The organism is Enterobacter nematophilus (genome assembly GCF_026344075.1).
GTDB classification, from domain to species: domain Bacteria; phylum Pseudomonadota; class Gammaproteobacteria; order Enterobacterales; family Enterobacteriaceae; genus Enterobacter; species Enterobacter nematophilus.
The window spans coordinates 70,380-91,530 of the sequence record NZ_JAPKNE010000007.1 but is presented as its reverse complement, the minus strand read 5'-3'; the positions used below and the strand labels follow the sequence as shown (position 1 = coordinate 91,530).

Annotated in this window: 20 protein-coding genes; 11 read left to right on the top strand and 9 right to left on the bottom strand. The window is 57.8% G+C overall.

What is annotated here, in order from left to right:
- Positions 1-11: 11 nt before the first annotated feature.
- Together purN and purM are read right to left on the bottom strand one after the other, a co-directional pair.
- Positions 12-653: a phosphoribosylglycinamide formyltransferase gene (gene purN, locus OSH03_RS17315; protein WP_266179673.1), complete on the bottom strand. Its 642-nt coding sequence runs from the start codon at positions 651-653 to the stop codon at positions 12-14.
- Positions 650-1,687: a phosphoribosylformylglycinamidine cyclo-ligase gene (gene purM / locus OSH03_RS17310; RefSeq protein ID WP_008501643.1), complete on the bottom strand. Its 1,038-nt coding sequence runs from the start codon at positions 1,685-1,687 to the stop codon at positions 650-652. The genes purN and purM overlap by 4 nt, the downstream gene beginning before the upstream one ends.
- 266 nt (positions 1,688-1,953) lie before the next feature.
- Between purM and OSH03_RS17305 the strand changes: the two genes are divergently transcribed.
- The 4 genes from OSH03_RS17305 (at position 1,954) to OSH03_RS17290 (ending at position 6,352) form a co-directional block, all read left to right on the top strand.
- Positions 1,954-3,384, top strand: coding sequence for a 6-phospho-beta-glucosidase (locus tag OSH03_RS17305; protein ID WP_266179672.1), 1,431 nt, complete (start codon positions 1,954-1,956; stop codon positions 3,382-3,384).
- A gap of 167 nt (positions 3,385-3,551) precedes the next feature.
- Complete coding sequence (gene upp / locus OSH03_RS17300) at positions 3,552-4,178, top strand: uracil phosphoribosyltransferase (RefSeq protein WP_008501641.1); 627 nt, start codon at positions 3,552-3,554, stop codon at positions 4,176-4,178.
- 86 nt (positions 4,179-4,264) lie between these two features.
- On the top strand, positions 4,265-5,554 hold the full coding sequence (gene uraA, locus OSH03_RS17295; protein WP_061097424.1) for a uracil permease: 1,290 nt from the start codon (positions 4,265-4,267) through the stop codon (positions 5,552-5,554).
- Positions 5,555-5,650: 96 nt separating this feature from the next.
- On the top strand, positions 5,651-6,352 hold the full coding sequence (locus OSH03_RS17290) for a DnaA inactivator Hda (RefSeq protein WP_211438414.1): 702 nt from the start codon (positions 5,651-5,653) through the stop codon (positions 6,350-6,352).
- An 18-nt stretch (positions 6,353-6,370) separates the two neighbouring features.
- Here OSH03_RS17290 and OSH03_RS17285 read toward each other — a convergent pair whose 3' ends face one another.
- From OSH03_RS17285 to celB, 3 genes are read right to left on the bottom strand one after another with little or no spacing between them, the layout of a single operon-like run.
- Positions 6,371-7,789: a leucyl aminopeptidase family protein gene (locus OSH03_RS17285; protein WP_266179671.1), complete on the bottom strand. Its 1,419-nt coding sequence runs from the start codon at positions 7,787-7,789 to the stop codon at positions 6,371-6,373.
- Complete coding sequence (locus tag OSH03_RS17280; protein WP_266179670.1) at positions 7,786-8,745, bottom strand: glycosylasparaginase; 960 nt, start codon at positions 8,743-8,745, stop codon at positions 7,786-7,788. Before OSH03_RS17280 ends, OSH03_RS17285 begins: the two co-directional genes overlap by 4 nt.
- Before the next feature lie 3 nt (positions 8,746-8,748).
- Positions 8,749-10,068, bottom strand: a complete 1,320-nt coding sequence (gene celB, locus OSH03_RS17275; RefSeq protein WP_266179669.1) for a PTS cellobiose transporter subunit IIC — start codon at positions 10,066-10,068, stop codon at positions 8,749-8,751.
- Between the two features lie 147 nt (positions 10,069-10,215).
- On the opposite strand from celB, the gene OSH03_RS17270 reads away from it, so the two are divergent.
- Complete coding sequence (locus OSH03_RS17270) at positions 10,216-11,040, top strand: helix-turn-helix domain-containing protein (RefSeq protein ID WP_266179668.1); 825 nt, start codon at positions 10,216-10,218, stop codon at positions 11,038-11,040.
- Here the strand turns inward: OSH03_RS17270 and arsC are convergent.
- Both arsC and bepA read right to left on the bottom strand, forming a co-directional pair.
- Complete coding sequence (gene arsC, locus OSH03_RS17265) at positions 11,037-11,393, bottom strand: arsenate reductase (glutaredoxin) (RefSeq protein WP_266179667.1); 357 nt, start codon at positions 11,391-11,393, stop codon at positions 11,037-11,039. The two genes, OSH03_RS17270 and arsC, sit on opposite strands and share 4 nt — an antisense overlap.
- Before the next feature lie 14 nt (positions 11,394-11,407).
- Entirely contained in the window at positions 11,408-12,871 is a 1,464-nt protein-coding gene (gene bepA, locus OSH03_RS17260) for a beta-barrel assembly-enhancing protease (protein WP_041908772.1), read from the bottom strand.
- Positions 12,872-13,092: 221 nt separating this feature from the next.
- Here bepA and OSH03_RS17255 point away from each other — a divergent pair, with 221 nt between their 5' ends.
- On the top strand, positions 13,093-14,157 hold the full coding sequence (locus tag OSH03_RS17255) for an AI-2E family transporter (protein ID WP_061097430.1): 1,065 nt from the start codon (positions 13,093-13,095) through the stop codon (positions 14,155-14,157).
- 82 nt (positions 14,158-14,239) lie between these two features.
- Here the strand turns inward: OSH03_RS17255 and bcp are convergent, their stop codons facing one another.
- Both bcp and OSH03_RS17245 read right to left on the bottom strand, forming a co-directional pair.
- On the bottom strand, positions 14,240-14,710 hold the full coding sequence (bcp, locus tag OSH03_RS17250) for a thioredoxin-dependent thiol peroxidase (protein WP_032659360.1): 471 nt from the start codon (positions 14,708-14,710) through the stop codon (positions 14,240-14,242).
- Positions 14,710-15,279 carry a glycine cleavage system transcriptional repressor gene (locus OSH03_RS17245; RefSeq protein WP_028014022.1) on the bottom strand — a complete coding sequence of 190 codons (570 nt, stop codon included), beginning with the start codon at positions 15,277-15,279 and terminating at the stop codon, positions 14,710-14,712. Before OSH03_RS17245 ends, bcp begins: the two co-directional genes overlap by 1 nt.
- Positions 15,280-15,424: 145 nt before the next feature.
- On the opposite strand from OSH03_RS17245, the gene dapA reads away from it, so the two are divergent.
- The 5 genes from dapA to OSH03_RS17220 all read left to right on the top strand — a co-directional run bounded on the left by dapA (position 15,425) and on the right by OSH03_RS17220 (position 21,113).
- Entirely contained in the window at positions 15,425-16,303 is an 879-nt protein-coding gene (gene dapA / locus OSH03_RS17240; RefSeq protein WP_061097432.1) for a 4-hydroxy-tetrahydrodipicolinate synthase, read from the top strand.
- A 16-nt stretch (positions 16,304-16,319) separates the two neighbouring features.
- The gene (gene bamC / locus OSH03_RS17235) at positions 16,320-17,354 is read left to right on the top strand and encodes an outer membrane protein assembly factor BamC (RefSeq protein WP_028014020.1); all 1,035 of its coding nucleotides are present in this window, start codon (positions 16,320-16,322) and stop codon (positions 17,352-17,354) included.
- 109 nt (positions 17,355-17,463) lie between these two features.
- A complete protein-coding gene (purC, locus tag OSH03_RS17230; protein WP_023332985.1) occupies positions 17,464-18,177 on the top strand; it encodes a phosphoribosylaminoimidazolesuccinocarboxamide synthase in 714 nt (237 codons plus the stop codon).
- A gap of 120 nt (positions 18,178-18,297) precedes the next feature.
- Positions 18,298-19,167 carry a KPN_02809 family neutral zinc metallopeptidase gene (ypfJ, locus tag OSH03_RS17225; protein WP_151414089.1) on the top strand — a complete coding sequence of 290 codons (870 nt, stop codon included), beginning with the start codon at positions 18,298-18,300 and terminating at the stop codon, positions 19,165-19,167.
- Complete coding sequence (locus OSH03_RS17220) at positions 19,167-21,113, top strand: tRNA(Met) cytidine acetyltransferase TmcA (protein ID WP_266179722.1); 1,947 nt, start codon at positions 19,167-19,169, stop codon at positions 21,111-21,113. Before ypfJ ends, OSH03_RS17220 begins: the two co-directional genes overlap by 1 nt.
- Positions 21,114-21,151 lie beyond the last annotated feature (38 nt).

Here is a 21,151-nt window from a genome sequence, read left to right as displayed (position 1 = left end):
GACATAGCAAACTACTCTTCGGCCGCATAACCCTGCGGGGGTAACTTCACGCCGTCCAGCCAGGCCGTGCCGTCGCGCATCGCCAGACGCCCGTCAACAAACCAGCTTACCACCAGCGGGTAAATGGCGTGTTCCTGAGCCTGCACGCGTTCGGTCACGTCGTCTTCGTTGTCGCCGTCAAAGACCGGGACTTTCGCCTGGAGGATCACCGGGCCGCCGTCCAGCTCGTCGGTCACGAAATGGACGGAGGTGCCGTGTTCCTCGTCGCCGTTTTCCAGCACCTGTCGATGGGTGTGCAGGCCGGGATATTTTGGCAGCAGGGAAGGGTGAATATTCAGCAGACGACCGGCGTAATGTTCGACGAAGGCCGGGCTCAGAATACGCATATAGCCCGCCAGCACCACCACGTCCGGCGCGTAGGCGTCAATCTCCTGCACCAGCTCGCGGTCAAAGGCTTCACGTCCGGCGAACTGACTGGCTTCCAGCGCGTGCGCAGGAATGTTCGCTTCCCGCGCGCGCTCAAGGCCGAACGCGTCGGCCTTGTTGCTGAAAACTGCCCGAATGGTGCCATTGATTTTCTTCTGTTTGCAGGCGTCTATGATTGCCTGCAAATTGCTTCCGTTGCCGGAAATGAGCACCACGATGTTTTTCATTCAATGACCACACGCTGTTCGGAATCGGAGGCTTTAATCGTACCGATTTTCCACGCGTTTTCACCTTTTTCGGTCAGCAGCTTAACCGCTTTATCCGCTTCACTTGCGGGCAGGGCGATAACCATGCCCACGCCGCAGTTGAAGGTGCGGTACATTTCGTGAGAGCTCACGTTGCCTGCGGTCTGCAGCCAGTTGAAAACGGCTGGCCACTGCCATGAGGATTCGTCGATCACCGCCTGAGTGTTGTCCGGCAGCACGCGCGGAATGTTTTCCCAGAAGCCGCCGCCGGTCAGGTGGGCAATGGCGTGAACGTCAACGTTTTCGATCAGCTCCAGCACGTTCTTAACGTAGATGCGGGTTGGGGCCAGCAGGTGGTCGGCCAGCGGTTTGCCGTCCAGCTCGGTGGTCAGCGGGTCGCAGCCGCTCACTTCGAGGATTTTACGCACCAGAGAGTAGCCGTTAGAGTGCGGGCCGCTGGAGGCCAGCGCGATCAGCACATCGCCATCGGCCACTTTGCTGCCGTCGATAATTTCTGATTTTTCTACTACGCCGACGCAGAAGCCCGCGACGTCATAATCTTCGCCGTGGTACATGCCCGGCATTTCAGCGGTTTCACCGCCCACCAGCGCACAGCCGGACTGCAGACAGCCTTCGGCGATACCGTTAATGACGCTGGCTGCGGTATCCACATCCAGTTTGCCGGTCGCGTAGTAATCGAGGAAGAACAGCGGCTCTGCGCCCTGAACCACCAGGTCATTCACACACATCGCGACCAGATCGATACCGATCGTGTCGTGACGTTTTAAATCCATCGCCAGGCGCAGCTTGGTGCCTACGCCGTCAGTACCCGAGACCAGAACAGGTTCACGATATTTTTGCGGCAGCGCGCACAGTGCGCCGAATCCACCCAGACCACCCATCACTTCCGGGCGGCGGGTTTTCTTCACCACACCTTTGATTCGGTCAACCAGCGCATTACCTGCGTCAATATCAACACCGGCATCTTTGTAGCTGAGAGAAGTTTTGTTGGTCACGGCTTAAATCCCCACGCGATTGCATAGCTAGTAAGAAAAATCGGCGCAATTCTAACAGTCCAGGCAAACGTTTGCGAGCCTATTCTGGACGTGGGGATCTTTTTTTCTGTATAGCCCGTAAATGCAGCCAAACTTGATTCCGTTCACGAAAATGAAACCGGTTTCGGCGATCTGCTTGCAACGAATATCCCCTTTGCACATCATCGAACTGAAACCGGTTTCTGTAATTGTTTTTGCAGAAAATAACGCAGAATGAGGGAAAGCGAATGTCAGGATTCAAAGCAGATTTTCTGTGGGGTGGGGCCGTTGCGGCGCACCAGCTTGAGGGCGGCTGGAAAGAGGGCGGCAAGGGCGTAAGCGTTGCCGACGTTATGACGGCGGGGGCGCACGGCGTGCCGCGTGAAATCACCAACGGCGTGCTGGAGGGGAAAAACTACCCTAACCATGAGGCCATCGACTTCTACCACCGCTATAAAGAAGACATCAAACTGTTTGCCGAGATGGGCTTCAAGTGCTTCCGTACCTCCATCGCCTGGACGCGTATCTTCCCGAAAGGCGACGAGCTTGAGCCGAACGAGGCGGGCCTGAAATTCTATGACGATCTGTTCGACGAATGCCTGAAGTACGGCATCGAACCGGTTATTACGCTTTCCCACTTTGAGATGCCGTTCCACCTGGTGACGGAATACGGCGGCTGGCGCAACCGTAAGCTGATCGACTTCTTTGTCCGCTTTGCGAAGGTCGTTTTTGAGCGCTACCAGCACAAAGTGAAGTACTGGATGACCTTTAACGAGATCAACAACCAGGCCAACTTCCACGAAGACTTTGCGCCGTTTACCAACTCCGGGCTGAAGTACGCGCCGGGTGAAGACCGCGAGCCGGTGATGTTCCAGGCCGCGCACTACGAGCTGGTGGCCAGCGCCCTGGCGGTGAAGGCGGGGCGCGAGATTAACCCGTCACTGCAGATCGGCTGCATGATTGCCATGTGTCCTATCTATCCGCTGACCTGCGCGCCGGACGACATGATGATGGCGATGAACGCCATGCACCGTCGCTACTGGTTTACCGACGTTCACGTGCGCGGCAAGTATCCGCAGCATCTGCTCAACTACTTCGAACGTCGCGGCTTCGCGCTGGATATTACCGAAGAAGATAAAGCCGCGCTGAAGCAGGGCTGCGTCGATTACATCGGCTTCAGCTATTACATGTCCTTTACCACCAAAGCGACGGCGGACAACCCGCAGCTGGACTACGACGAGAGCAAGAGCCTGGTCTCCAACCCGTACGTGCAGAAATCCGACTGGGGCTGGCAGATTGATCCGGTCGGGCTGCGCTACTCCCTGAACTGGTTCTGGGATCACTATCAGCTGCCGCTGTTTATCGTTGAGAACGGCTTTGGGGCGATCGACGTACAGGAGAGCGACGGCATGGTGAACGACCAGTACCGCATTGATTACCTTTCCGCGCACATCCGCGAGATGAAAAAAGCGGTGGTGGAAGACGGCGTGGATCTGATGGGCTACACCCCGTGGGGCTGTATCGACCTGGTGTCTGCCGGAACCGGCGAAATGAAAAAACGCTACGGCTTTATCTTTGTGGATAAAGACAACGAAGGTAACGGCACCCTGAACCGCAGCAAGAAGAAGTCGTTCGACTGGTATAAGCAGGTGATTGCGAGCAACGGCGAGCAGCTATAATTGCTCGGTGGCACCCCGCATCCAAGCCGGAGGCTCGCCTCCGGTTTTTTTTTGTCTCTAAATCACTTTGCTTGATATACGTCAAGCAAGTTGGGTATGGCGCAATCCGAAAAAAGCGGTATAATCCCGCGATTTTTTTGCGGATGCCACCTCAGAGGAGAAAGAGAATGAAGATTGTGGAAGTGAAACACCCACTCGTTAAACACAAGTTGGGCCTGATGCGTGAGCATGACATCAGCACGAAGCGTTTTCGCGAACTGGCTTCTGAAGTGGGTAGCCTGCTGACCTACGAAGCAACCTCTGATCTGGAAACAGAAAAAGTGACCATCGAAGGCTGGAACGGCCCGGTGCAGGTTGAGCAGATCAAAGGTAAGAAAATTACCGTGGTGCCTATCCTGCGTGCCGGCCTTGGCATGATGGAAGGCGTGCTGGAGCACGTACCGAGCGCGCGCATCAGCGTGGTCGGTATCTACCGTAACGAAGAGACGCTGGAGCCGGTACCTTACTTCCAGAAGCTGGTCTCTAACATCGACGAGCGTATGGCGCTGGTGGTTGACCCAATGCTGGCGACCGGCGGTTCAATGATCGCCACCATCGACCTGCTGAAAAAAGCGGGCTGCAGCAGCATTAAGGTTCTGGTTCTGGTGGCGGCACCGGAAGGGATCGCTGCGCTGGAAAAAGCGCACCCGGACGTTGAGCTGTACACCGCGTCTATCGACCAGGGGCTGAACGAGCACGGGTACATCATCCCGGGGCTCGGCGATGCCGGCGATAAAATCTTTGGTACGAAATAATCGAATAACGATAAATAAGCCGACTTTGATAGTCGGCTTTTTTTTGAATAAAACACCAACAACAATACTACACAGAGGAAAACACTATGACGCGCCGTGCTATCGGGGTGAGTGAAAGACCGCCGCTTTTACAGACTATCCCGCTTAGTTTGCAGCACCTGTTCGCCATGTTTGGCGCAACCGTGCTGGTGCCAATCCTGTTTCACATTAACCCGGCTACCGTGCTGCTGTTCAACGGCATCGGTACGCTGCTGTACCTCTTTATCTGTAAAGGCAAAATCCCGGCGTATCTCGGGTCGAGCTTTGCCTTTATCTCCCCGGTACTTCTGTTGCTGCCGCTGGGTTATGAGGTCGCGCTGGGCGGCTTTATCATGTGCGGCGTGCTGTTCTGCATCGTTTCCTTCATCGTGAAGAAAGCGGGCACCGGCTGGCTGGACGTGATGTTCCCGCCTGCGGCGATGGGGGCCATCGTTGCCGTTATCGGTCTCGAACTGGCGGGCGTGGCGGCGAACATGGCCGGCCTGCTGCCTGCGGACGGTCAGTCACCGGATTCCAAAACCATCATTATCTCGCTGGTAACCCTGGGCGTGACGGTGTTTGGCTCCGTGCTGTTCCGCGGCTTTATGGCGATTATCCCGATCCTGATTGGCGTGCTTGCGGGCTATGCGCTCTCCTTCGTCATGGGCGTGGTGGATACCACTCCGATTGCTCAGGCACCCTGGTTCGCGCTGCCAACCATCTACACCCCGCGCTTTGAATGGTTTGCTATTTTCACCATTCTGCCTGCCGCGCTGGTGGTGATTGCCGAGCACGTTGGCCACCTGGTGGTGACGGCGAACATCATTAAGCGCGACCTGATCCGCGACCCGGGGCTGCACCGCTCCATGTTTGCGAACGGCTTCTCGACCATCATCTCCGGATTCTTCGGCTCCACGCCAAACACCACCTACGGTGAAAACATCGGCGTGATGGCGATTACCCGCGTCTACAGCACCTGGGTTATCGGCGGCGCGGCGATCATCGCCATTCTGCTCTCCTGCGTGGGCAAGCTGGCGGCAGCGATCCAGATTATCCCTGTCCCGGTAATGGGCGGCGTTTCCCTGCTGCTGTACGGGGTGATCGGGGCGTCCGGTATTCGCGTGCTGATTGAATCCAAAGTGGATTACAGCAAGGCGCAGAACCTGATCCTGACCTCCGTTATCCTGATCATCGGCGTGAGCGGCGCGAAGGTGCACATCGGCGCGGCCGAGCTGAAGGGCATGGCGCTGGCGACCATCGTCGGCGTGGGCCTGAGCCTGATTTTCAAGCTGATCTCGGTGATCCGCCCGGAAGAGGTGGTGCTGGACGCTGACGAAAGCGAAAAAGCGCCACATTGATCTTCATGCCGGGCGAAGGATCGCCCGGTTCTCTCCCGGCTGGTTCCGTGATAAACTCATCGCCGATTTTATGTAAGATCTCTGGTTGAGGTATTTCTGAACGGACCGGCACAGCTCTCTCTGCCACTTTATCTCCCTGACGACGAAACTTTCGCGAGTTTCTGGCCGGGTGATAACCCCTCTTTACTGGCTGCACTGCAAAACGTGCTGCGCCAGGATCACAGCGGATACATCTATATCTGGTCACGCGAAGGCGCGGGGCGCAGCCACCTGCTGCATGCTGCCTGCGCGGAGCTTTCGGCGCGCGGTGACGCGGTAGGCTATGTGCCGCTGGATAAACGTACCTGGTTCGTGCCTGAAGTGCTGGAGGGAATGGAACATCTCTCGCTGGTCTGCATCGATAATATCGAATGCGTGGCGGGGGACGAGCCGTGGGAAATGGCGATCTTTAACCTCTACAACCGCATCCTGGAGTCGGGCAAAACCCGGCTGCTGATCACCGGCGATCGTCCACCGCGCCAGCTCAATCTGGGGCTGCCGGATCTGGCGTCCCGTCTGGACTGGGGGCAAATCTACAAGCTCCAGCCGCTGTCGGATGAAGACAAACTGCAGGCGCTACAGCTGCGCGCAAAGCAGCGCGGCTTTGAGCTGCCGGAAGACGTGGGCCGTTTCCTGCTCAAGCGTCTGGACCGCGAAATGCGCACCCTGTTTGATACGCTCGATCAGCTCGATCGCGCCTCCATTACTGCCCAGCGCAAGCTGACCATTCCGTTTGTGAAAGACATTCTTAAGCTTTGAGTTTTTGCCCGGTGGCGGCTAAAGATCCCCCATCAGGTGCTCAACCAAAAGCGGAATCGGTCTGCCCGACGCCACGCTCCTGCCATTCTCGCGCCACAGCGCCGTGCCGCTGATGTCCAGATGCGCCCACGGGATCGTCTGCGGGCAGAAATGGTGCAGCAGCCACGCCGCCGAGGCGCTGATTGCCGCGTTGTTGGTCGGCGTGTTGCACAGATCGGCAATCGCGCTGTCGGTCTGCTTTTTCAGCCGCGCATCCAGCGGGAGGGACCACACTTCGTCGCCGCTCCGCTTACCCGCCTGCGTCAGCGCGGCGCGCAGCGGCTCGTCCTGGGTCATCAGCCCGCTCAGCTCATACCCCAGCGCCTTCACTACCGCACCGGTTAAGGTCGCCATATCAATGATATAGCGCGCCTGCGGATGGCGCTGGCTGGCCCAGGCGATGGCGTCCGCGAGCACCAGTCGGCCTTCGGCATCGGTGTTGTTGATTTCAACCGTCATGCCGTTACAGGCCGTTGCCACCGTGCCGGGCTGCATGGCGTCCGGGCCGATGGCGTTTTCCGCCAGCGCCAGCACGCCCATGATGCGCACGGGCAGCGCCAGCTCTGCGGCGGTCAGCATCAGCCCCAGCACGTTGGCCGCGCCGCACATGTCGTATTTCATGGTGTACATGCCCGCGCCTTCCTTCAGCCACAGGCCGCCGGTATCAAACGTAATGCCTTTACCTACGTAGCAGCGCACTGGGCCGTCAGATGCACCGTCGTAATGAATAGTCAGCAGACGCGGCGGGCAGGTCGCCCCTTTGCCGACGGCGTGCAGCAGACCCAGCCCCTGCTCAACGATTTGCTCTTCATTCAACACGTCACAGCGCAGGGTGGGGAAGGCAGAACACAGTTTTTGCGCCTCTTCGACGACAAACTGCGGCGTGCAGCGGTCGGAAGGGATATCCGCCAGGCGTCGCGCCGCGACCATGCCGTGGGCGATGGCCTGCTGATGGCGGAAGATCGTTTCCAGCTTTTCCTGCTGCTCCGGCAGGCAGAGGGCGGTGATGCGCTTAATACGGACGCCCTCACTGGTTTTCTTCAGCTGTAAATCGCTCAGCCTGTGCGCCTGATTAAAGAGAAAACGCAGCACCTGGGCCAGCACGACGTCGTCAATATCTGTTGCGTCCAGCACGATATCTGCGCTGGCGGGAGAGGCAATCAGCGGTCGCAGGGCGGCAAGCAGGCCTTCAGTGAGCGCGTCATGCCAGAGCGCGTCCGGCAGCAGGGTGATGCGCGCAAAGGGCGCGCAGCCAAAGCGGGTGTCCGCGATGCCGTCAGACTCGCGCATTTCGGCCACAAGCGCGGTTTGCGGCAACTGCGCGCAGGAGACGCGGGCGATTAAATGGCTTTGCGGCTTCGCGTCTGAAAGCGCGGTGATTAACTGATACGCGATCATTTTGACTCCTCAATCGGCGCGCGGATCCGCGCGGCATAGGCCTGCATCCACTCTTCGTCCACGGCGTGATAGTGCGTTTTCTCCCGCAGGCGCTCGGTACGAAAAACGGTGAGCGGCTGACGGGCCGTCGCCACCACAAACGAGAAGGTTTTGATGTTGGTGGCGGCGCCAAATTCGCCCCTGTTATTCATGCACACTACGGAGAGATCGCCCACGCGACCAAAGCGCGACATCAGCTTGTCTTCCAGCTCGAACACCACGGAGTCTGCCGCCTGCTGCGGGGTCATACCCTGCGCCATCCGGCGGACGATTTCGTAGCTGGTGCAGCCTTTCATCAGATCTTCACCGACGCCCGTAGCGGTGGCCGCGCCGGTTTCGCTGTCGCAGTAAAAGCCGGAGCCGATAATCGGCGAATCCCCAATGCGGCCGCGTTTTTTCATAAACAGGCCGCTGGTGGAGGTGGCAACGCTCATCGAACCCTGCTTATTGAGGCCGATAATGCCGACGGTGTCGTGTCCGTCGTACGGGCTTAAGCCTTTATCCAGCGTCTCGCGGCAGCGCTTGCGGTAGTGCTGCATGGCCCGTTCGGTGAGCATGGTTTTGTCGGCAAAGCCCTGGCTTAGCGCCCATTCCCGCGCGCCTTGGCCGACCAGCAGGCTGTTGTAGCGCTGGCGGCTGAGCGCGTGCGCCACGCGCACCGGGTTGGCGATATCCACCAGGTTCCCCACGGCACCGAACGCCAGCGTGTCGCCGTCCATGTATGCCGCGTCCAGCTCGACTTCACCGTTTTCGGTAGGCAGTCCGCCGTAGCCGACAGATTTATACAGCGGAAAGTCTTCGACGGCGGCGACGGCATCAACCACCGCCGTAGCGACCGGCTTTCCCGCCGCCAGGGCAGACGCAGATTCCGTTACCCCTTCAAGCGCCATTCGCCAGGTTGCGATAATTCCCCACATGCTTTACTCCTGTTTTGCAAGGGTGGTGTCGGTTTGCGTAACGGTGGCAATTTCCGCCGCGCGGTACTGTTTGTCCACGATACGCATAAAGGGCAGGTACAGCATGGCGCCAATCAGCAGGTTGATCAGCTGCATCACGCTGCCGCTCAGGTGCCCGGTGACGATAAAACCGCTGATCACCGGCGGCAGCGTCCAGGGGATAAACACCCCGGTGGTAACGGCGACCGCACCAACTTTCATCGCCGCATACTGCACGGTGACCAGCACCAGCGGCACCAGGTTGAACGGGATGAGCATGATCGGGTTCATGATCACCGGCAGGCCAAACAGAATCGGCTCGTTGATGTTAAACACCGACGCCCCGGCGCCGAGGCGCGCCACTTCGCGCATGTTTTTACTGCGCGCGAAAATCAGCATCGCAATCACCAGCGACAGCGTGGCACCCGCGCCGCCCATCCAGATCATGTCAAAAAACTGCTCGGTGATGATGTGCGGCGGCGTTGTGCCGGCCTGAATCGCGGCGATGTTGTCCGTCTGGTTTTCCATCCACAGCGGACGAATGATGCCGTTAATCATCGAGCCGGAGTTAATGCCCACGGACCAGAGAATGGTGATGCTGAAGACGGTCATCAGCGCGCCAAAGTAGGAGGTGCCGTAGTGGCGCACCGGCGTGGCAACCACTTCATAAATAAACTGATGGATGGTGCTGTAGTGGGTGTTTTCAAAGACGATGCGGATACCCAGCACCAGAATCATCACCAGCAGGGCCGGGATCAGCGCCGCGAACGACTCCTGCACCGCAGGCGGCACGCCGTCCGGCATTTTAATGACCAGATTTTTGCGCTTCAGCCAGCAGAACAGCTCCGTCCAGAGCAGCGAGCCGATCATCGCCACGAACAATCCTTTGCTGCCAATCCACTCCACCGGCATCACGGTAATACCGCCGTTTTCCGCCACCTTAATAAACGGGGTCAGGATCAGAAACGCCACCAGCGCCAGGATGCCGCAGGAGATGCGGTCCTCGCCGTAGTGTTCCGCCAGGCGGAAGGCGACCAGAAAGCTGATGAACAACGACATGGTGGAGAACACCGCGTTGAACGGGATTTCAATAATCGCGCTCCAGCTCTCACCAAAGGCCTGAGACATAAACTGCTGATAGGTTTGGTTCGGGAATGAGGAGATCACCAGCAGGATGGAGCCGACGATGATAAACGGCATGAATGAAACGTAGGCGCCGCGTATGGCCCCGAGATGACGCTGCTGGGCCGTTTTCGCCGCCAGGGGCATCAGTTTTGCTTCAAGAAATCCCAGAACATTGTTCATTGTGAACTCCGTACAAGATTGAGTGGCGTGGTTTATGTTATGTCTGAGGATTATCAGTGAAGCGCGGCGAGCGAAAGGTGAAATCGGTCACAAAGCAATCGCTCCCGTTATATAAATCTCATATGATTAGTTAACGGAATTGTTGCGATGGAAATTAAACTGCATGCCAATGCGACTACCACGCCGCGTATCCGCCGCTATCTTCAACAGTCGGATAAAAGCGACAGAGAGCTTGCCGCTGAGCTGGGGATCTCGGTCACTACCGTCAGACGCTGGCGCAACCGCGACCAGGTTTCGGATAACCACACCACGCCAAAAGTGATACACAAAGCGTTGAGACAGGAGCAGATTGCGCTGGTGAATGCGCTGCGCGACATCTCAGGGGCGCCGCTGGATGAACTGCTGCAGATGGTTAACGACGTGCTGGGGATCCGCGTTTCGCGGGCAACGCTGAGCCGCTATCTCAAGCCGGCCCCCGCGAAACACAAGGGGACTTCATTGCAGGGTAAAAAGGCGCTGAAGGCAGGCATCATGCCGCACACGCTGATGCTGCATCATCTGCCTTTGTCGTTGCACATGGACGATGGGGGTGAACAGCACCTGCTCTGGGCGCGCGAACCGGTAAGCGGCTGGTGTCATGCCCGGCTCTATGCGGGACTTTCGCCCCAGTTGCTCAATACCTGGACGCGGGCGCTGCTTGATGACTGTCCGGCTGATATACAATCTATTGAGACTTTTGGTTTTGAACTGACGGATCCTGCAAAAGATGTGGCTGTAAAAACGCATCCCCAAAAACACAATGCGCTTCAGGTGGCGGTGCCATTACGCGATATTATTCCTCGCGTGAATGATGAACCGGCGGGAGAGGTGTTGATCGCGCTGTGCGAATTCTATAACCGGGGCAAAACGCAGAAAAAGCTGGGAGAGAGTACGCCGCAGGCGTTTCTGGAAGCGCTGCGGCGCAGGGACTAGAGGATTTCGAGCACATCTTCCGGCGGACGGCCAATTCGCGCCTTGCCGTTCGCCACCACGATCGGGCGCTCAATCAGCTTTGGATTGTCGACCATCGCCTGTACCAGCTCAGCCTCGGTGAGGCGGCCGTCATCCAGATTAAGCGATTTATACAGATCCTCTTTCTGACGCATCAGTTCGCGCGCGCTGCCCATCCCCAGCATGTGCAGCAGCTCGCGGATCGTCTGCACGTCCGGCGGCGTCTCCAGATACAGCACCACTTCCGGGTCGACGCCGTTAGACTTCAGCAGGCTGAGCGTGTCGCGGCTCTTGGAGCAGCGAGGGTTATGGTAAATTTTTACCGCGTCTGTCATGACTTCTCCTTTTATTACATCTTCTCGTACGGCTTAAAGCGTTGTTGCAGGCCGCGCAGTTGGTCGATGCGCGCGTCGTAGCGGGCCTGCTGCAGGCTGCCGAGCTTCACCTGCGAGCTGGCGCTGCTGAGCAGGGAAATAGCCTGATCGAGACGGCCCGCCAGCGCCAGGCCTTCAGCACGCGCGGCCAGCTCCTGATCGCGGTTACCCAGCTGACCCTGGGCCTGAGCGAGCAGCTCCCAGCCGTTCTGGTCGTCTTTATTGTTAAACGTGTAGCGGTTCAGAATGGTCACGGCCTGCGCGGGCTGACCGCCCTGCAGGTAAGCGTTCGCCAGGTTAAGCTGCAGCACCGGGTTGGTCCGTATGTCTTTCGCCCCTTTCAGGCGGTTAATCGCATCGGTGGCTTTCTTCTGCCCCAGATCGATATCCGTTGAGAGATCGAGATACCACGGATTGTTCGGGTCGGCTGCCAGCAGCGGCTGCAGCGCTTTACGCGCTTCGTCGTATTTGCTGGCTTCCATCGCCTGTAGCGCCTGACCATACTGCGCGGCGTTTTTTTCCCGCACGTTGCCTTTCGCCAGGGTATCCAGCAGATCGCTGGTGAGCTGGTTACGCCCGGAGTTGTACATGCCGAGCGTTCTCACTTTCGCCATGTAGAAATCCTGCGAAGACTGCACGACCACCGGGCGCATCTGGTTGGCACGGTTGCGCGCATCCGATAAACGGCTTTCCGGCAGCGGGTGGGTGAGCAAAATTTCCGGTGGACGGGATGAATAACGCGCCTGATCGAGCAGTTTTTCCAGGAAGCTCGGCATGGCCTGCGGGTCAAAGCCGGAGCGCTGTAAAACCTGAATGCCGATGCGGTCCGCCTCCTGCTCGTTTTGCTGGGTGAAGCTGATCATCCCCTGACGCGTTCCCGCCAGGGTACCGGTCAGGGCCGCCATCCCGGCCTGCGGGCTGGCCATCGCCAGCAGAATAGAGCCCAGTGCACCCACCCAGGTCAGCGGGGCGTTACGCTTCTGGTCTTCCATCGCACGCGCGAGGTGGCGCTGGGTGACGTGCGAAATTTCGTGCGCCATTACCGAGGCCAGCTGGCTTTCGTTGTCTGAATAACGGAATAACGCCGAATGCAGCACCACGTTCCCGCCGAAGAAGGCGAAGGCGTTGATTTCGTCGTTATTAATTAAATAGAAGTGGAAGGGCGTTTTTACCGAGTCGGCGTGCGCCACCAGGCGCATCCCCAGCCCGTTAATGTACTGCACCAGCAAAGGGTCGTTGATCAGCGGGGCGCTGCCGCGCAGCTGGCGCACATAGTAATCACCCATCTGCATCTCTTGCCCGATAGAGAGCGTGCTTCCTGCCGTGGTGCCCATGTCCGGCAATGAATCGGACGAGTCAGCGAAAGCGGGCAACACCTGACCGACCGTCACTGCGGCAATCAGTGTTGCAACCAGTGTTTTTCTCAACTGCCTGAACATAACCACTGTCCTGTATGTTGGAGGTGCTAATTTGACCGATGAACCGGCATATCGTTCATCTCTGCTGCCCTGCGAGTGTAGCCGTGTTACCGCATGAAGAAAATCCCATTCATCAGGCTTTTGCGGATTGTGACAGGGATACAAAAAGCGAAAGTCTTTTTTGTGACAATTAGATACAATTCATCGTCTCACTCCCGCCAATCGATTCAGGGAAGGGTTGTATGCTCGAAATGTTAATGCAGTGGTACCGGCGTCGGTTCAGTGACCCGGAAGCCATTGCTTTGCTGGTTATTCTGGTTGCCGGATTCGGTATTCTGTTCTTCTTCAGCGGCCTTCTCGCCCCTCTGCTGGTGGCGATTGTGCTGGCGTACCTGCTGGAGTGGCCAACGGCGCGCCTGGAACATATCGGCTGTTCACGCCGCTGGGCGACCAGCATCGTCCTGGTGCTGTTTGTCGGCATTCTGCTGCTGATGGCATTCGTGGTGATGCCGGTTGCCTGGCAGCAGGGGATCTACCTGATCCGCGATATGCCCGGCATGTTGAACAAGCTGTCTGATTTCGCCGCCACGCTGCCGCGTCGTTACCCCGCGCTGATGGATGCGGGGATCATAGATGCGATGGCCGAAAACATGCGCGCCCGCATCATGACGATGGGCGACTCGGTGGTGAAATACTCTCTGGCCTCGCTTGTGGGGCTGCTCACCCTGGCCGTCTATCTTGTGCTCGTGCCGCTGATGGTGTTCTTCCTGGTCAAGGACAAAGAGCAGATGCTTAACGCGGTACGCCGCGTGCTGCCGCGCAATCGCGGCCTGGCCGGGCAGGTCTGGGAAGAGATGAACCAGCAGATCACCAACTACATTCGCGGCAAGGTGCTGGAGATGATTGTGGTCGGGGTCGCGACCTGGATTGGCTTCCTGATCTTCGGCCTGAACTACTCGCTGCTGCTGGCGGTGCTGGTCGGATTTTCGGTTTTGATCCCATACATCGGCGCGTTTGTGGTGACTATTCCGGTGGTGGGCGTTGCGCTGTTCCAGTTTGGTCTGGGCACGGAGTTCTGGAGCTGCTTTGCGGTATACCTCATCATTCAGGCGCTGGACGGTAACCTGCTGGTGCCGGTGCTGTTCTCCGAAGCGGTGAACCTGCATCCGCTGGTGATTATCTTATCCGTGGTGATTTTCGGCGGGCTGTGGGGGTTCTGGGGCGTGTTCTTTGCTATTCCGCTGGCGACGCTGATTAAAGCGGTGGTGCACGCGTGGCCGGATGTGCCAGCGGTGGAAGAGAAGTAGATTTTGTGCGGCCTGATGCCCTCACCCACGGGGAGAGGGAGAAAACACTAAAACGGCAACTGGGTTGCCGTTTTGCTGTTTATCAGGCGCTTGCTTTCAGCCAGTTCAACACCACGTCGTGGTGGTTGCTGGTTTTGAAGTCGTCAAATACATGCTCAACTTTGCCGTCAGCGTCAATCAGGAAGCTGATGCGGTGAATGCCGTCGTAGGTTTTACCCATAAAGGTCTTTTCACCCCAGACGCCGAACTGCTCGCATACCTGGTGGTCTTCGTCGGAAAGCAGCGTAAAGTTCAGCAGCTCCTTTTCCGCAAATCGTGACAGCTTTTCTGGTTTATCCGTGCTGATTCCCAGAACTTCCACGCCGACTTTCTTCAACTCGTCCATGTTGTCGCGTAAGCCGCAGGCCTGAACGGTGCAGCCGGGGGTCATGGCTTTCGGGTAGAAATAGACCAGAACACGCTGTCCCTGGAAGTCGGTCAAATTTACTTGCTCGCCGTCTTGATCCGGTAAGCTAAATTTCGGTGCGATGTCACCGGCTTTCAGTGGATTCATTACTCAACTCCATCCTGTTCGTGCTGCGAATAATTGACGACGCTTATACTGCCCTGCGCGTTTAATTCTGTACAGAGGGCTTTGAACGCTTGCTCGATATTTGACGCATCCTGCGAGGCAGGGCTGTGTGCGGTAATTTGAATAAAGAGCGTGGGAACGGTGCTTTCGTCGCCCGGCTGCGTGCGGGAGACGAGTTCGGCAATGTTCATCTGATGGCTGTCGAACAGCGCGGTAAAGCGCTCAATCAGATGCGGAGAATCAGGGACTTCAACCTGCACCCAGACGGTCGCGGGCATGGCCGGACGCGGGCGCGCGGTGGTGCGCTTCATGACGATCAGCAAATCCAGCTCCGCGCCTTTCAGCGGCAGGGTGGATTCGATAAGGGTAATGGCATTCCATGTTCCGGACAGCAGCATGATAAACGTGAACTCTTCGCCGAGCATCGCCAGGCGGCTGTCTTCGATATTACAGCCGCAGCTGCTCACGTGACGGGTGATGGTGTTCACGATACCCGGCCTGTCGGCACCCAGCGCGGTGATAACCAGGTAATGTTGTGATGAGGTTGTCAAACCTGTTCTTCCTTTGCATGGTTAAGTCTTCCTAAGGAAAGCATAAAAAAAACATGCATACAACCGCCTGAGCGCCTCAGGTCGCTTGCTTTTATTACAGTTCCAAACGTAACATTGAGGCTCTTGTTCGCACAGAGGATGGCTCATGTTCACGGGAAGTATTGTCGCGCTTGTTACACCGATGGATGAAAAAGGTAATGTCTGCCGGTCAAGCATGAAGAAGCTCATTGATTACCATGTCGCCAACGGAACCTCGGCGATCGTTTCGGTAGGGACTACCGGTGAATCCGCAACGCTGAGCCACGAAGAGCACGGCGATGTGGTTATGCTGACCCTGGAACTGGCTGACGGACGTATTCCGGTCATTGCGGGGACAGGCGCTAATGCGACCGCAGAAGCGATCAGCCTGACCAAACGTTTTAACGACAGCGGCATCGTGGGCTGTCTGACGGTAACCCCTTACTACAACCGTCCTACTCAGGAAGGTTTGTTCCAGCACTTCAAAGCCATCGCTGAACATACTGACTTGCCACAAATTCTGTATAATGTGCCGTCCCGTACCGGCTGCGATATGCTGCCGGAAACCGTTGGTCGTCTCTCGGAAGTAAAAAATATTATCGGTATTAAAGAGGCGACAGGGAACTTAAGCCGCGTTCATCAGATCAAAGAGCTGGTTTCAGACGACTTTATCCTGTTGAGTGGTGATGATGCGACCTCGCTGGACTTTATGCAGCTTGGTGGTCATGGCGTGATCTCCGTAACGGCAAACGTTGCGGCGCGCGATATGGCTGAAATGTGCAAACTGGCCGCCGCCGGTCACTATGATGAAGCGCGTGTCATTAATCAGCGTCTGATGCCGTTGCACAATAAATTATTTGTCGAACCCAATCCGATCCCAGTGAAATGGGCGTGTAAGGAGTTGGGGCTTGTAGCATCCGATACGCTGCGTTTGCCAATGACACCGATTACCGACCACGGTCGCGACATCGTCAGGGCAGCGCTGAAGCATGCCGGTTTGCTGTAAAGTTTAGGGAGATTTGATGGCTTATTCAGTACAGAAGTCGCGCCTGGCGAAGGTTGCGAGTGTTTCGCTTGTTATGCTGCTCGCTGCCTGTAGTTCAGACTCGCGCTACAAGCGCCAGGTGAGCGGTGATGAATCCTATCTGGATGCGACCCCGCTTGCTGAACTTCATGCACCGGCTGGTATGATCCTGCCGATTCAAAACGGCGATTATAATATTCCCGTGACCAACGGTAGCGGCCTGGTCGGTAAAGCGCTTGATATTCGTCCGCCAGCACAGCCTCTGGCGCTGGTAAGCGGGGCGCGTACCCAGTTCACCGGTGATACGGCGTCTCTGCTGGTTGAAAGCGCGCGCGGAAGCAATCTGTGGCCACAGGTCGTCAGCGTTATTCAGGCGAAGAATTACACCATTGATAAACGCGATGACGCCAGCCAGACGTTAACCACCGACTGGATCGAGTGGAACCGTCTTGATGAAGATCAGCAGTACCGTGGACGCTATCAGGTCTCCGTAAAACCACAGGGTTACCAGCAGGCGGTTAACGTTAAGCTGTTGAACCTGGAGCAGGCGGGTAAACCGGTTGCGGATGCCGCCTCTATGCAGCGTTACAGCACTGAAATGCTGAACGTGATTGCGGCAGGTCTGGATAAGACCGCTACCGATGCCGCCAACGCCGCGCAGAACCGTAACGGCGTCACTTACGACGTTCAGAGCGGCGCGGATGATACCGGCCTGCCAATGCTGGTGGTGCGTGCACCGTTTAACCAGACCTGGCAGCGTCTGCCAGCGACGCTGGAAAAAGTGGGCATGAAAGTGACCGACAGCACCCGTTCAACCGGCAGCATGACGGCGACCTATAAGCCGCTGTCCGACAGCGCGTGGCAGGAGCTGGGCGCCAAAGATCCTCAGCTTGCCTCCGGTGATTACAAAATTCAGGTAGGCGACCTTGATAACCGCAGCAGCCTGCAGTTTATCGATCCAAAAGGTCACACGCTGACCCAGGCGCAGAACGATGCGCTGGTCGCTGTCTTCCAGGCAGCATTCAGCAAATAAATACGAGGGCGGGTTAATCCCGCCCTTTTTATTTTCGTGCCACGCAAACGTGTGCGTGGCATAATATACCCAGTTTTGAACACAAATTATCACACCAGGAGTAATGAAGATGCAGAAGCAAGCTGAGTTGTATCGTGGCAAAGCGAAGACCGTATACAGCACGGAGAACCCGGATCTGTTGGTGCTCGAGTTCCGCAATGATACGTCAGCAGGGGATGGCGCACGCATTGAGCAGTTCGATCGTAAAGGCATGGTGAACAACAAGTTCAACCACTTCATTATGACCAAACTGGCTGAGGCGGGTATTCCGACCCAGATGGAAGCGTTGCTGTCCGATACGGAATGTCTGGTGAAAAAACTGGATATGGTTCCGGTTGAGTGCGTGATTCGTAACCGTGCGGCAGGCTCCCTGGTGAAGCGTCTGGGCATTGAAGAAGGTATCGAACTGAATCCACCGCTGTTCGACCTGTTCCTGAAAAACGATGCCATGCACGACCCGATGGTCAACGAATCCTACTGCGAAACCTTCGGCTGGGTGAGCAAAGAGAACCTGGCGCGCATGCAGGAACTGACCTACAAAGCCAACGACGTGCTGAAAAAGCTGTTTGATGACGCGGGCCTGATCCTCGTCGACTTCAAGCTGGAGTTTGGTCTGTTCAAAGGCGAAGTGGTGCTGGGCGACGAGTTTTCCCCGGACGGCAGCCGCCTGTGGGATAAAGAAACCCTGGATAAAATGGACAAAGACCGTTTCCGTCAGAGCCTGGGCGGCCTGATTGAAGCGTACGAAGCGGTAGCTCACCGTTTAGGCGTTAAGCTCGACTAAGTTCCTCTGTTGCCAAAGGATGTTCGCATCCTTTGGCGTCTTACCTTTGTTTCCTATGGTAATCTTGCCGTTAACCGCCTACGATCATAGCTATTATTAATGGAATAGTTCGAGGTGGTTATGCGCTGGCAAGGGCGTCGTGAAAGTGACAATGTAGAAGACAGACGCGGTGATGGTGGCGGCGGTCCTTCAATGGGCGGGCCCGGCTTCCGCTTACCCAGCGGCAAGGGCGGTATCATCCTGCTGATTGTGGTGCTGGTCGCGGGCTATTATGGCGTCGATCTCACCGGCCTGATGACCGGTCAACCGCTGCAACAGCAGCAACATTCTCAGCGCTCCATCAGCCCGAATGAAGATGAAGCGGCCAAATTTACCTCCGTTATTCTCGCCACAACTGAAGACACCTGGAGTCAGCAGTTCGAGAAGATGGGGCGCACCTACCAGCAGCCGAAGCTGGTGATGTACCGGGGCGCAACCCGCACCGGATGCGGCACCGGGCAATCGGTGATGGGGCCGTTCTACTGCCCGGCAGACGGCACCGTCTATATCGATCTCTCCTTTTACGATGACATGAAACGCAAGCTTGGCGCTGACGGTGATTTTGCCCAGGGCTACGTTATCGCGCATGAAGTCGGCCATCACGTGCAAAAGCTGCTGGGGATTGAGCCCAAAGTGCGCCAGCTTCAGCAGAATGCGTCTCAGGCCGAAGTGAACCGCCTTTCCGTCAAAATGGAGCTGCAGGCGGACTGCTTCGCGGGCGTCTGGGGCCACAGCATGCAGCAGCAGGGCGTGCTGGAATCCGGCGATCTTGAAGAGGCATTAAACGCGGCTGAGGCCATCGGCGACGACCGTTTACAGCAGCAGAGCCAGGGGCATGTCGTGCCGGACAGTTTCACTCACGGTACGTCACAGCAGCGCTACAGCTGGTTCAAGCGCGGCTTTGACAGCGGCGATCCGGCCCAGTGTAATACCTTCGGCAAAGCCATGTGATGGTGTCGTTTGAACATCTGACGCGCGGGCTTGAGCGTACCGGGCACCGCCGTCTGGTGGTGCTTACTGGCGATGAACAGTGGACGTTGAGCCAGGCGGCTGGCCTGCGTGATGCCTTGCCGGGAGACTGGCTGTGGCTGGAGGAAAACCCCTCAAAAACCGTTAGCGGGCTGCTGGGACGTGAATACCTGCACGCCGTTTTTGACGCGCGTGCCGGGTTTGATGTCTCAGCCTTTGCCGCGCTCAGCGGGACGCTGCGCGCCGGAAGCCTGCTGGTGCTGCTGGTGCCGCCTCTCGCTGACTGGGCCGACAGGCCCGACGGCGATTCCGTGCGCTGGAGCGACAGCGCGGAGCCGATCGCCACCCCGCGCTTCGTCCACCATTTTTGCCGAACGCTTGCCGCCGATGCGGATGCGATCGTCTGGCAACAGCATTGTCCTCTCTCTCTTCCCGCTGCGCCGGATTCACCCGCCTGGCAGCCCGCCAGCGGCGAGCCGCAGCGCGAGCAGGCGGAGATCCTCGACGCGCTTCTGGCCATGCCTGCGGGCGTCGCTGCCGTGACGGCACCGCGGGGACGCGGAAAGTCAGCCCTGGCAGGCATGCTGCTCAACGGCATCCACGGAAATGCAGTGGTGACGGCACCGGCAAAAGGGGCAACGGATGTCATTGCGCGCTTCGCCGGCGAGCGTTTTCATTTTATGGCCCCGGATGCGCTGCTGGCCTCCACGACGGAAGCCGACTGGCTGATTGTTGATGAAGCCGCCGCTATCCCCGGCCCGCTGCTGGACAAGCTGGTGACGCGCTTTCCCCGCGTACTGCTCACCACCACCGTTCAGGGTTATGAAGGCACGGGCAGGGGGTTTCTGCTCAAGTTCTGCGCCCGGTTCAGCGGGCTGCGGCGCTATACCTTATCCACCCCCATTCGCTGGGCGTCCGGGTGTCCGCTTGAGCGGATAGTGGCGAATACGCTGCTGTTTGACGATGCGCTTATCGACCGCAAACCGGAAGGTGACGTGCGTATACGGTCGCTGGAGCCGCGGATGTGGGAGAGCGACCCGGCACGCGTGGCAAGCGTGTATGAACTGCTGTGTGCCGCGCACTACCGGACGTCTCCCGTCGATTTACGCCGGATGATGGACGCCCCCGGCCAGCACTTTGCGGTTGCACACGCGGGTGCGGATATCGCGGGTGCGCTCTGGCTGGTGGAAGAGGGGGGATTGCCCCCCGAACTGAGCCGCGCGGTGTGGGCGGGCTTTCGTCGTCCACGCGGGAACCTTGTGGCGCAGTCGCTGGCGGCGCACGGCGGGTCGCCACTCGCGGCGACGCTGAAAGGCCGACGAATCAGCCGCATTGCGGTGCATCCCCATCGGCAACGGGAGGGCATCGGTCAGCGGCTTATTCGCAGCGCCAGCGGTGAAGATTATCTCTCGGTCAGTTTTGGCTATACCGACGAGCTGTGGCGTTTCTGGCGGCAGTGCGGTTTTGTGCTGGTGCGAATGGGCAGCCATCGGGAGGCCAGCAGCGGGTGCTACACGGCGATGGCCTTACTGCCGCTGAGCGAAGCCGGGCACCGCCTGTGCGCGCAGGAGCACCAGCGCCTGTGTCGCGATATGCGCGTTCTTTCGGCCTGGAACGGCGAAAAGATCCCGGTGACCGATGCCTGGGAAGCTACCCTTAATAGTGACGACTGGCTGGAGCTGGCGGGGTTTGCCTTTGCGCACCGGGCGTTTTCAACCTCGGCTGCCGCGCTGACGCGGCTGGTGCTAACCACGGACATGCCGCTCCCGGCGCTGCGCGGGAAAATCGAGGGAAAGACGGACGAGATGGGGCGAAAAGCGCTGCTGGCTAAGCTGCGGAGTGAAGCCGCACAGGCGCTCGAGAGCCTTGATTATTCCCGCTGCCAGCAGTTGAAAGCAGACATTTTGCAATGGCAATTTTTTCAATGACTTCTTCAGTAAAGTGGCATGGTCATTACCCCGCAGAG